Genomic DNA, 11,272 nt, shown 5'->3' with positions numbered 1-11,272 from the left:
CTCTCAGCGATGGCGCTGATCAGCTAGGGGACTATTCGCCCAGCCCGGACTGCCCGACCGCGATCATGCGCTCGAGGGATTCCCGGGCAGCGTCGGCGATTCCCGTGGGCACGTCGACCTCGTCGACACCCAGCGCCAGGGCGCGCAGCAACGCGGCCGGGGTGATCATCTTCATGTAGGAGCAGGCGGCGCGCTCGTTGACCGGCCGGAAGTCAATGTCCGGGGCGGTCTGACGCAGCTGGTGCAGCATGCCCACCTCGGTGGCGACCAGCACGGTGCCGGTGCCCTGGTTCTTCGCCTCGTCGAGCATCTGGCCGGTGGAGAGCATGTGGACGCGGTCGGCGTCGACAAGCCCCTCGCCGGCGAGATAGATGGCGGAGTTGGCGCAGCCGCACTCGGGATGGATGTAGAGGTCCGCCTCCGGGTTCTCCTCGGTGCGGGAGACTAAGTCCGGCCCGGAGATGCCGGCGTGGACGTGGCACTCGCCGGCCCAGATGCGGATGTTGTCGCGGCCGGTCTCGCGCTTGACGTGGGCGCCGAGGAACTGGTCGGGGTTGAACAGGATCTCCCGGTCGGCGGGCAGGGACTTCACGATGTCGACCGCATTCGAGGAGGTGCAGCACACGTCCGTCAGCGCCTTCACGTCGGCGGTGGTGTTGACGTAGGAGACGACCAGCGCATCCGGGTGCTCGGCCTTCCACTCGGCGAGCTGCTCGGCGGTGATGGAGTCGGCCAGCGAACAGCCGGCGCGCTCGTCGGGGATGATGACGGTCTTCTCGGGGGAGAGGATCTTCGCGGACTCGGCCATGAAGTGCACGCCGCAGAAGATGATGACGTCGGCGTCGGTGTCCGCGGCGATCCGCGACAGGCCAAGCGAGTCGCCGGTGAAGTGCGCGATGTCCTGGATCTCGGGGAGCTGGTAGTTGTGGGCGAGGATGATCGCGTTGCGTTCGCGGGCCAGGCGGTGAACCTCGGCGGCCCATTCGTCGTTCGCCTCGATGCCGGTGAAGCCTGCGGGGCCTTCGACGATCTGGTCGAGCAGGGGGGATGAGAGCTTGGTGGCCACGTCTTCTCCTTGGTTACCCGGGGTGTCGACGCTCAGTATCCCAGACGCAGCCGCCCACCGACGAACCAGGTCACAGGGAGAGGGTCCCCTGGGCCAGCCCCCACACCGCGAGGGCACCGGCCACCACCAGCACGATCACCACGACTGTCTCGAAGCGGTTGAACACTTTCTCGTGGGCCTGCAGGCGGGTCCACACGTAGGGAATGAGTCCGGGGAGCACGGCCAGGGCCCCGAAGAGGAGGAAGGTGGGGTCGGCGGCGTAGATGAGCCACGCGGAATACACCAGGGCGAGGGCGCCCACGATGAGGTGCCGGCGGTTGTCGGCGGGGGAGGGGGTGGGGCCGCTGTCGTCGAAAAGCACTCCCGCGTGGGGATGGGCGAGGCCGCGCCCGCGCGCGGCGAGCAGCACCAGGTAGAGCGCGGAGAACAGGTAGGGCACGAGGTAGAGGACGGTCGCCAGCTGCACCATCGAGATGTAGGCGGTCTCGTTGAGGAAGAAGATGATGACCGTGATCTGGATGACCACCGTCGACAGCAGCTGCGCCGCCCAGGGCGCGCCCGCGCGGTTGACGGCGCCCAGGCGGCGCGGCAGCAGCCCGTCGAAGGCCATCATGGCCAGGGGTTCTGCGCACAGCATCTGCCAGGAGACGTAGGCGCCGAGGACGGACAGGCACAGGCCGATGGAGATGAGCAGCCCTCCCCACGGGCCGACGACGGCTTCGAGGACCGCGGCCATGGAGTTGTCGGGAAGTGCGGCCAGTTCCTCCTGGGTGAGCACGCCGTAGGAGAGCATGGACACGGACATGAGCAGGGCCAGGACCGTGAAGAACCCGAGGATGGTGGCGCGGCCGACATCGCGGCGCGTGCGGGACTGCTTCGAGTACACCGACGCCCCCTCGACGCCGATGAACACCCACACGGTGAACAGCATGATGCCCTGCACCTGGTCGAGGACCGGGCCCTCGCCCCAGAAGTCGAGGGTGAAGCGTTCCCAGCTGAACCCGAGGAAGGCGACGAGGACGATGAAGGCGGCGATGGGCAGGAGCTTCGCCACCGTGGTCACCGCGTTGAGGAAGGCGGCCTGCTGCACCCCGCGTGAGAGGAGGGCGAAGATCGTCCACGTCATCACCGACACCGCGAGCGCGGTGGCCACAGGGCGGTCCGTGCCCACCCACGGCACGTAGTGGCCGATCGTGTTGAAGAACAGCGTGGCGTAGCCGACCTGCGCGATGACCGACCCCAGCCAGTAACCCCAGCCGGAGGTGAAACCGATGTAGTCGCCCAGGCCGGCACGGACGTAGGAGTACACGCCGGAATCGAGGTGGGGGCGGCGGAGGGCCAGGATCTGGAAGACGAACGCGATGGCGAGCATGCCCACCGCGGAGATTGCCCAGCCGATGAGCGCGGCCCCGGGGCCGGCGGCGGATGCCACGTTCTGGGGCAGCGAGAAGATGCCGGAGCCGACCGTCGATCCGATGATGAGGGCGACGAGGGACCAGACGGTCACAGTATGGATGCGGGCTGTGGTCACCGGCTCAATCTACTATGAGGGCCATGACTGTCCTGCTTCTCGACGACCGCTGGCCCGCCCTCATCCCCCTCGAGGCCATCGGGCGGTTGGGTGGCCGGCTGGAGTTCACCGAGGAGGTCCCCATCAGCGTGCGGTGGAACTTCGACCGGCTCGTCGCCGCCGAGGGGCCGGGGGTGCTGGTGAGCACCGATGAGTTCGACCCGCGCGTGCGCGCGCGTGTCGAGGCGGGGGAGACCCTCATCGTCGCCGCCTCCCGCCGCGATCCGGTCCGGGAGGCGGTCCGCGCCATGGAGCGGGCGTGTTCCATCGGGGAGTGGGAGGCCTCCCAGTCGCACCGCTCCCTCCTGCCCTATCTGGCGGAGGAGGCGCAGGAGTTCGCCGATCAGGTCGTCGAATGGGAGCGCGACGGGGACGATCAGGCCCTGCTCAAGGAGCTCGGCGATGTCCTGCTGCAGGTGCTGTTCCACGCGGAGATCGCTTCTCGACGCGCCGCCTTCGACTTCGGCGATGTGGCGGGCAGTTTCGTCGATAAGCTGCGTTCGCGTTCCCCCTATCTCTTCGACGGGACGACGAAGGTCGTGCCCGTCGAGGAGCAGGAACGGCTGTGGGCGTTGGGGAAATCCCGGGAGTAGCCTTTTAGCGGGGCTGGAGGGTGCTGGACAGACCCTGGAGGATGTCCTGGATCTCGGTGATGTTGGGGATGTTCTCCAGGCCGGGGATGGAGCTGCCGGGGAAGAGCTGGGGGTCTTCCTTGACGACACCGCACGCGACGGCTCGGTCGGCGATCTGGTTGGCGTACTGGGCGCCGAGGAGGAAGGCGGCGGGGTCGGTGCCGGTGACCGGGCGCGCGGCCTCGCGGATCTGCTTGGTCAGGCCGGAGCGGGTGGTGTCGGCGTTGATGTTAAAGGTGCTGCGCAGCACCGGGTCGACGAGTTCGCAGGGGGCTGCGCCGATGAGGCGGTTGATGTCCTGGGCCTGGGCGGCGGGGGCGACGGCGGCGAGTCCGGTGAGCGCGATGCCTGCGGCGGCGACGGTGGCGAGGGAACGGCGAAGCATGCGGGAGTCCTTTCAGCAACGAAACAGTTACGCCAGTGACAGTACGCTATCTGTGTGGTCAATGTGACCTGTGTGGCCGTTTCCTCTTCCGTCGGGTCCATGCCGTAGGATCGTGCCCCATGGGAAGAAGGGTGATGGGCTGTGGCCTGGGCGTGATCCTGGCGATCATCATGGTCATCTCGCTCGTCGGGTGGGCCCTGTCCTTCCTCGACATCTCCAGCCCCACCCGGCAGCTGCAGCCGGTCCCGGACAACGTACCCCCGGCCGCCGCGGCGGAAGTTCCCGCCATCGACGTCCACGCCCTGGGACGCACCGCCGACAAGCTCACCTTCTGGGCGGACCCCCTCGCCGAGCAGACCGGCATCCCCTCACCGGCCATCCGTGCCTACGGCAATGCGGCCCTTATCGCCCGCGACGCGTGGCCCGCATGCAACCTCCACTGGAACACCCTCGCCGGCATCGGCTGGGTCGAATCCCGCCACGGCACCTACTCGGGCGACTACTTCAATCGCAGCCGCATCAACGAGGAGGGGGTCGCGGAGCCGCGGATCATCGGCATCCCGTTGGACGGCAGCCCCGGCTTCGCCGCCATCCCGGACACGGACGGTGGTCTCCTCGACGGTGACACCGAGTGGGATCGCGCGGTCGGCCCCATGCAGTTCATCCCGGAGTCGTGGAAGCGCTACGGCCGGGACGCCAACGGCGACGGCGTGGCTGATCCGCATCAGATCGATGATGCCGCCCTCGGCGCCGCCCATCTGTTGTGCGCCAACGGCGGCGACCTGGCGACCCCGGAAGGCTGGACCCGCGCCGTCTACGCCTACAACCGCTCGGAGGAGTACCTCATCAACGTGCGCGACGCCGCCGCCTCCTACGCCCTCAACCAGCCGGCCCGCTGACGGCTACCCCCTCAAGCCTCCCGCCGCGAGTGGTTTTCTGGAAGAATTGTCAGCGGACGCGTGACGTGTGCGCGCGACGAAGAACAACTCCCACCTCAAGTTGGCTTTAGGAGGCCCACAAGTGGCTGACATCATTCACGTTTTCGCCCGCGAGATCATGGATTCCCGCGGTAACCCGACTGTTGAGGCAGGCGTGGTGCTCGACGACGGCACCATCGCCACCGCAGGTGTCCCCTCCGGTGCCTCCACCGGCATCCACGAGGCGCACGAGCTGCGTGACGGCGGTGACCGCTACCTGGGCAAGGGCGTGCTGAAGGCCGTCGAGAACGTCAACGAGGAGATCGCCGACGAGCTGGCCGGCTACGAGGCCGATGACCAGCGCGCCATCGACCAGGCGATGCTCAACCTGGACGGCACGGACAACAAGTCCCGCCTGGGTGCCAACGCCATCCTCGGTGTCTCCATGGCCGTGGCCCGCGCTGCCGCCGATTCCGCCAACCTCCCGCTCTACCGCTACATCGGCGGCCCGAACGCCCACGTGCTCCCGGTGCCGATGATGAACATCCTCAACGGTGGCGCCCACGCCGACTCCGGCGTCGACGTCCAGGAGTTCATGATCGCCCCGATCGGCGCCGAGACCTTCACCGAGGCGCTTCAGGTCGGCGCCGAGGTGTACCACACCCTCAAGTCCGTCATCAAGGAGAAGGGCCTGTCCACCGGCCTGGGCGATGAGGGCGGCTTCGCCCCCTCCGTCGAGTCCACCCGTGCGGCCCTGGATCTCATCGTCGAGGCCATCGAGAAGTCCGGCAACAAGGTGGGCGAGGATGTCGCTCTCGCCCTCGACGTCGCCTCCTCCGAGTTCTTCAAGGACGGCAAGTACCACTTCGAGGGCCAGGAGCTCACCGCCGAGGAGATGTCCAAGGTCTACGAGGAGCTGGTCAACGAGTACCCGATCGTCTCCATCGAGGATCCGCTGCAGGAGGACGACTGGGACGGCTACGTCGCCCTGACCGCCGCCATCGGCGACAAGGTCCAGCTGGTCGGCGACGACTTCTTCGTCACCAACCCGACCCGCCTGCAGGAGGGCATCGACAAGAAGGCCGCCAACGCGCTGCTGGTCAAGGTCAACCAGATCGGTACCCTCACCGAGACCTTCGACGCCGTCGACCTGGCCCACCGCAACGGTTACCGCACCATGATGTCCCACCGCTCCGGTGAGACCGAGGACACCACCATCGCCGACCTGGCTGTGGCCCTCAACTGCGGCCAGATCAAGACCGGTGCCCCGGCCCGCTCCGAGCGCGTGGCCAAGTACAACCAGCTGCTGCGCATCGAGCAGGAGCTCGGCGACGCCGCCGTCTACGCCGGCCGCTCCGCCTTCCCGCGCTTCCAGAAGTAACTGACGGCGCTTGTCGACGTCCCCTCCGCCCGGCTTTCCGGGCGCAGGGGGCGTCGTCGTCTAGACTCGGAAGTCCTATGAGCACCGATCCCACCCCCCGCTCCCGGCGCACCGTGCCGGTGGCCTCCCGTGCGCGGGAGGAGCAGCAGCCGAAGCCCCCGAAGCAGCCGACCATGCGCTTCAACACGGCGGAGTTCGGTGTGCTGGTGGCGGTGGCGATCATCATCATCGGCACCATCTGGGCGCCGGCGAACAACTACTTCCAGGGGCGTTCGGAGATCAACCGTCTCAACGAGTCCATCGCGGAGAAGCAGGAGGAGAAGGAACGCCTGCTCGCGGAGATCGACCGCTACGAGGACGAGGCATGGATCCGCGAGGACGCCCGCCGCCGCCTCGGCCTCATCGAACCCGGTGAGTTCGCCTTCCGCATCGTCGACCCGAACATGGAGGCAGATGCTTCCGTGACCACCTCCGCCGAGGAGTTGACGGCGGACCTGACCTGGTACGAGATCCTGTGGGCGTCGATCGCTACGCCGCCCGCAGACGACCCCGGGGGCGTGCTCGTGGAAGAATGATCGCCATGACTGTCAATGAAGCAGACCTGGCGGCCGTCGAGAAGCAACTGGGGCGTGAGCCCCGCGGTGTCCTGGCGGTGTCCTACCGCAGCCCGGACGGGCAGCCCGGCGTGGTGACAACCGCTCCGCGCCTGCCGGACGGCACTCCCTTCCCGACCCTGTACTACCTCACCGACCCGCGCCTGACCGCCGAGGCCTCGCGCCTCGAGGTCGCCCACGTGATGAAGTGGATGGAGGAGCGCCTCGCGGACTCCGCCGAGCTGCAGGCCGACTACCAGGCCGCTCACGAGCACTACCTCGCCGAGCGCAACGCCCTGGAGGATCTGGGCACCGATTTCTCCGGCGGCGGCATGCCCGAGCGCGTCAAGTGCCTGCACGTGCTCATCGCCTACGCCCTGGCGGAGGGGCCGGAGCGCGTTCGTTTCGGAACCGAGGCCGTGGCCATCGCCGCCGACCGTGGCGGGCTGCGCGGCACCGCGATCCCCCAGGACTGGCCGACCTGCGCTGACCTGGGCTTTGATGCCCACCAGTTCGACGAGCTCTACCAGGAGGCCGCCAAGTGACCCGTGTCGCTGCCGTGGACTGCGGCACCAACTCGATCCGCCTGCTCATCTGCGACATCGTGGGGGAGACCACCCGCGAGATCACCCGCACGATGGAGATCGTCCGCCTCGGGCAGGGCGTGGACGCCACCGGGGAGTTCGACCCGGCGGCCATCGAACGCACGCGGGCCGCACTGAGTCGCTTCGTCGAGATCATGGAGTTCGAGCAGGTCAAGGACGTGCGTATGGTGGCCACCTCGGCCACCCGTGACGCCGCCAACCGCGACGACTTCTTCCGTATGACCGCCCAGCTGCTCGGACGCATCACCCCGGGCGCCCGGGCCGAGGTCATTTCCGGTGAGGAGGAGGCCGCCCTGTCCTTCCGCGGGGCCATCACCGACCTCGACCCTTCGGACGACCCCTTCTGCGTCATCGACCTCGGGGGCGGTTCGACGGAGTTCATTGTCGGCACCGCGGACGGCGAGATCATGGGCGCCCACTCGGCCCAGATGGGCTGCGTGCGGGTCACCGAGCGCATCATGCGCTCCGATCCGCCCACGGACACCGAGACCGAGATCGCCATGGAGTACATCGGCGAACGCCTGGAGGACGTGGTCAAGATCGTGCCGATCACCCAGGCCCGCACCTTCGTCGGCGTGGCCGGGACCTTCACCACCCTCTCCGCCCTGGCGCAGGGACTGGAGACCTATGATCCCCGCGAGATCCACGGCTCCGTGCTCAACTTCTCCGCCCTGCGTCTGCTCACCGCGGAGATCCGCCGCCAGTCCGCGGAGACGCGCGGTCTCAATCCGGTCGTGCACCCCGGGCGTGCCGACGTCCTCGGCGGGGGCAGCGCGGTCGTGGACGGCATCATGGACATGATCGCCGCGCACACGAAGATCGACAGTTTCGTCATCAGCGAGAAGGACATTCTCGACGGCATTGTCGCCGGTCTGGGGGATCGTCTGCGCTCGTAGACGGTCCGCTAGAATGAGTGTCCTTGCCCCTATAGCCCAATTGGCAGAGGCAGCGGACTTAAAATCCGCTCAGTGTCGGTTCGAGTCCGACTGGGGGCACTCCGGCCACCAACTCCCGCACCCTCGCGCCCAGCTCCTCATCGGGCCCGTCGACGGCCAGCCCGGGTACGACGTCCTGAATGGGAATCGCCCGCACCGGTGCCGGAGGGTGCCCGAGCTCCTTGCGCCAGGCGCTGATCTGGGCCGAGGACGCCGCGTAGACAATCCTGCCCAGGCCCACCCAGCCGTGGGCGGCCGAGCACATCGCGCAGTGTTCGCCGGAGGTGTAGACCACCGCCTCCGCGCGTTCCGCGGGAGCCAGGTTCTCCGCGGCCCAGCGGGCGATGGCGAACTCGGGGTGGCGGGTGGCGTCGCCCCCGGAGATGCGGTTGTGGTCGGCGAACAGCTCCGTACCGTCGGCCCCGACGAGGACGGAGCCGTAGGGTTCGTCCCCGGAATCCAGGGCCCGGGCGGCCAGGTCCACGGCCCGCGCGAGCCACGGGCGGTCAGTGTCGGTGATCATGGCCGCCAGCATAGGCATACTGGGGTTCATGCGTATCTTCGGTTTCCAGTCCCACGGCGGCCCCGAGGTCCTCGAGCTTCTCGACGTCCCCGCCCCCACCCCCGGCCCCGGCCAGGTCCTCATCGACGTGGTGGCCACCGCCGTCAACCCCGGCGACCTGAGTACCCGCAACGGCACCAACGGCTGGGAGGTCATATTCCCCATGGCCTTCGGTAGGGAGGCGGCAGGCCGGGTGGTCGGCACCGGTGAGATGGTCTTCGGCGCGGCCGCCGACGGCCACGGCACCTTCGGGGAGCAGGCGCTTCTCGACGCCGCCTCCGTCACCCCCGTCCCCGCCGGCATGGATCCGCGGCACGCCGCGTGCCTGCCGGTGGCGTGGGGGACGGCACTCGACGCCCTCGACATGCTCGATCTGCCGAGCGGATCGGAGCTGCTGGTGCTCGGCGCCGGCGGGGGAGTGGGGGTGGCGATCACCCATTTGGCCACGCAGCGCGGGATCCGGGTCATCGGGGTGAGCTCGGACGCGAAGAAGGAGCTCGTGGAATCCCACGGCGCGCGCCACGTTCCTAAGGGGCAGTGGCATGACGAACGCCCCGCCGCGGTCTTCGACCTGGTCGGCGGGGCGGAGCTGGAGAAGGCGGCGGGCCTGGGAGCGCGGCTGGTGTCGGTGGCGGACAAGCCGCTCGTCGAAAAGCTCGGCGGCACGGATGTTCCACGACGACGCACCCGCGACGTCTTCGCGCGGGTGGCCCGTGAGGCGCGGGTGCATGTCAGCGCCACCTACCCGTTGGAGCGGGCGGCCGAGGCCGTGGCCGAGGTGGAGTCCGGCCACGCCACCGGGAAAGTGGTGGTTACGCTCGATTGACCCGGTCGAGCTCCTCCTCGATGCTCGGCCACAGGCGAGAGAGGATGTCGTCCCAGGTGATCACGCCGACGACCTCGCCGGGCGAATCGGCGATGCCGTCCTCGGGGACCACCACGGCGACCTGCTCGTTGTGGCTGCGCATGATGTTGAGCGCCTCCGACAGGGTGGTGGTCTGCGGCAGCAGAAGAGCCGGGCGGGAGTAGGTGTCGGCGATGTCCTGCGGGTCAGCGAGCAGGGTGTCGCGGACGTGGACGAGGTGCGGGGTGGGCTGGTCGGCGCCGACGGGGGCGTCGAGAAGCACCCGCATGGAGCGGATCTCGCGGGACCGGGCGCGGACCTCGGCGACCGTCGCGGTGGCCGCCAGCGGTTGCCGAGGCGTGACGGCATCGCCGACGGTGATGGATTCCAGGGCGATGAGGCCGGTGATCTGGGTGGCTGAGGCGTCGTCGAGGGCACCGGTGTCGCGGGAATGCTCGACGAGGTTGCGCAGCGTCTCGGCGTCATAACCCTTGGCGGCGGCGCGCTCCACCGGCTCCTCACCGGCGCGGCGCACGAGGGCGTTGGCCATGGTGTTGATCCACTGCAGCAGCGGGCGGAAGATGGTGATGAACACGCGCGCCGGCCCGGCGATGAGCCGCACCGCGGTCTCCGGATGAGCCAGTGCCCAGGACTTCGGCGCCATCTCACCGACCACCAGGTGGAGGAAGGTGACGATGAACAGCGACAACGCGAAGGACACACCGTAAGCCACACCGCTCGGCAACGCCCCGAAGGCGGGCTCGATGAGGTGGTGGACCCACGGCTTGGTGATGGCACCGAGCGCGAACGTCGCCGCGGTGATGCCCAGCTGCGCACCGGCGAGCATGAGGGTCAGTTCGTTGAGGGAACGCAGCGCGGCGCGGGAGTTCGCGGAGGTTTCCGCGGTCTCCTCCAGCCGGTTGCGGCGGGCGGCGAGCAGGGAGAACTCGATGACCACGAAGAAGGCCGAAAGCACGATGACCAGCACGGTCACGGGGAGGGCAATGTACCAGTTCGTCATTTCTTCTCCTCCTCGATCAGTTCGATGCGGACCTCCGACGGCACGTGGCGGTCCACCTCCTCCACGCTCATGCGCAGGGTGCGGGTGGGGGCGTCCTCGCCGTCGACGAAGTCCTCAGGCTCGGCCTCCAGCTCGATGATGTGCACCTCACCCTCCTCGACGAGTCCACCGGTGTGGGAGATGAGCAGACCGGAGATGGTCTCGAAGTCCCCCTGCGGCAGATCATGGCCGATGGCGCGCTCGATCTCGTCGAGCGGGGTGTCACCGTCGACGAGCCACTCGTCCTCGTTCGTCTCGGTGATGTCCTCGGAGGTCTCACCGTCGTGCTCATCGGTGACGTCACCGAGGATTTCCTCGGCGAGGTCCTCCACGGTGACGATGCCGACGAAGCCGCCGTACTCGTCGATGACACCGGCCAGCTTCTGCTGGGCGTCCTCGAGCTTTTCGACGACGTCCGGCAACGACATCAGCTCCGGCACCACGAGGATCTCGCGCATGATCTCGGTGACGGGCGCGGCGTCGGGAAGCTCGGTGTCCTGCACATCCAGCAGGTGAACGAGACCGACGGGGTTGTGTTCGTCGTCGATGACGGGGTAGCGGGTGTGCGCGAGGGCCATGAGCTGGCGGACCTCACCGATGGTCGTCGCGGGTTCGACGACATCGGTGCGCGAGCGCGGCACCATGGCGTGCTCGACGTCGTGCTCCGGGAAGTCCAGCAGGCGGTCGAGGACGAGGAAGGTCTGGTCGTCGAGTTCGCCGCT

General features: G+C 68.4%; 13 protein-coding genes and 1 tRNA gene. 8 read left to right on the top strand and 6 right to left on the bottom strand.

From position 1 onward, the window contains the following. Nucleotides 1–31 precede the first annotated feature (31 nt). Nucleotides 32–1,066, bottom strand: coding sequence for a quinolinate synthase NadA (gene nadA, locus Q4F73_RS09040; protein ID WP_303359023.1), 1,035 nt, complete (start codon nt 1,064–1,066; stop codon nt 32–34). Nucleotides 1,067–1,136: 70 nt separating this feature from the next. Then, nucleotides 1,137–2,606 carry an amino acid permease gene (locus Q4F73_RS09035; RefSeq protein WP_368660521.1) on the bottom strand — a complete coding sequence of 490 codons (1,470 nt, stop codon included), beginning with the start codon at nt 2,604–2,606 and terminating at the stop codon, nt 1,137–1,139. A 14-nt stretch (nt 2,607–2,620) separates the two neighbouring features. On the opposite strand from Q4F73_RS09035, the gene Q4F73_RS09030 reads away from it, so the two are divergent. Then, the gene (locus Q4F73_RS09030) at nt 2,621–3,229 is read left to right on the top strand and encodes a MazG nucleotide pyrophosphohydrolase domain-containing protein (protein ID WP_303359021.1); all 609 of its coding nucleotides are present in this window, start codon (nt 2,621–2,623) and stop codon (nt 3,227–3,229) included. A 4-nt stretch (nt 3,230–3,233) separates the two neighbouring features. Here Q4F73_RS09030 and Q4F73_RS09025 read toward each other — a convergent pair whose 3' ends face one another. Continuing rightward, nucleotides 3,234–3,653, bottom strand: a complete 420-nt coding sequence (locus tag Q4F73_RS09025; protein ID WP_303359020.1) for a hypothetical protein — start codon at nt 3,651–3,653, stop codon at nt 3,234–3,236. A 134-nt stretch (nt 3,654–3,787) separates the two neighbouring features. Here Q4F73_RS09025 and Q4F73_RS09020 point away from each other — a divergent pair, with 134 nt between their 5' ends. From Q4F73_RS09020 to Q4F73_RS08995, 6 genes are all read left to right on the top strand, one after another. Continuing rightward, nucleotides 3,788–4,552, top strand: a complete 765-nt coding sequence (locus Q4F73_RS09020) for a lytic transglycosylase domain-containing protein (RefSeq protein ID WP_303359025.1) — start codon at nt 3,788–3,790, stop codon at nt 4,550–4,552. A 121-nt stretch (nt 4,553–4,673) separates the two neighbouring features. Further along, entirely contained in the window at nt 4,674–5,951 is a 1,278-nt protein-coding gene (eno, locus tag Q4F73_RS09015) for a phosphopyruvate hydratase (protein WP_303359019.1), read from the top strand. 77 nt (nt 5,952–6,028) lie between these two features. Then, on the top strand, nt 6,029–6,526 hold the full coding sequence (locus Q4F73_RS09010; RefSeq protein ID WP_303359018.1) for a septum formation initiator family protein: 498 nt from the start codon (nt 6,029–6,031) through the stop codon (nt 6,524–6,526). A 5-nt stretch (nt 6,527–6,531) separates the two neighbouring features. After that, complete coding sequence (locus Q4F73_RS09005) at nt 6,532–7,089, top strand: DUF501 domain-containing protein (protein WP_303359017.1); 558 nt, start codon at nt 6,532–6,534, stop codon at nt 7,087–7,089. Beyond that, the gene (locus Q4F73_RS09000; protein ID WP_303359016.1) at nt 7,086–8,045 is read left to right on the top strand and encodes a Ppx/GppA phosphatase family protein; all 960 of its coding nucleotides are present in this window, start codon (nt 7,086–7,088) and stop codon (nt 8,043–8,045) included. Before Q4F73_RS09005 ends, Q4F73_RS09000 begins: the two co-directional genes overlap by 4 nt. Before the next feature lie 25 nt (nt 8,046–8,070). Further along, nucleotides 8,071–8,144 (top strand) — tRNA-Leu (locus tag Q4F73_RS08995). Here the strand turns inward: Q4F73_RS08995 and Q4F73_RS08990 are convergent. Beyond that, on the bottom strand, nt 8,104–8,607 hold the full coding sequence (locus tag Q4F73_RS08990; RefSeq protein ID WP_303359024.1) for a nucleoside deaminase: 504 nt from the start codon (nt 8,605–8,607) through the stop codon (nt 8,104–8,106). The two genes, Q4F73_RS08995 and Q4F73_RS08990, sit on opposite strands and share 41 nt — an antisense overlap. Nucleotides 8,608–8,635: 28 nt before the next feature. Between Q4F73_RS08990 and Q4F73_RS08985 the strand changes: the two genes are divergently transcribed. Next, nucleotides 8,636–9,472 (top strand): zinc-binding dehydrogenase, encoded by an 837-nt coding sequence (locus Q4F73_RS08985; protein ID WP_303359015.1) that lies wholly within the window; start codon nt 8,636–8,638, stop codon nt 9,470–9,472. On the opposite strand, the gene Q4F73_RS08980 is transcribed toward Q4F73_RS08985, so the two are convergent. Continuing rightward, nucleotides 9,459–10,511, bottom strand: a complete 1,053-nt coding sequence (locus tag Q4F73_RS08980; protein WP_303359014.1) for a CNNM domain-containing protein — start codon at nt 10,509–10,511, stop codon at nt 9,459–9,461. The two genes, Q4F73_RS08985 and Q4F73_RS08980, sit on opposite strands and share 14 nt — an antisense overlap. Continuing rightward, a partial coding sequence (locus Q4F73_RS08975; protein WP_303359013.1) for a transporter associated domain-containing protein occupies nt 10,508–11,272 on the bottom strand: 765 nt, incomplete at its 5' end. The genes Q4F73_RS08980 and Q4F73_RS08975, both read right to left, overlap by 4 nt.

This window comes from Corynebacterium sp. (genome assembly GCF_030535495.1).
In the GTDB taxonomy this organism is placed as follows: domain Bacteria; phylum Actinomycetota; class Actinomycetes; order Mycobacteriales; family Mycobacteriaceae; genus Corynebacterium.
This window is presented reverse-complemented; position numbering and strand designations above follow the sequence as displayed.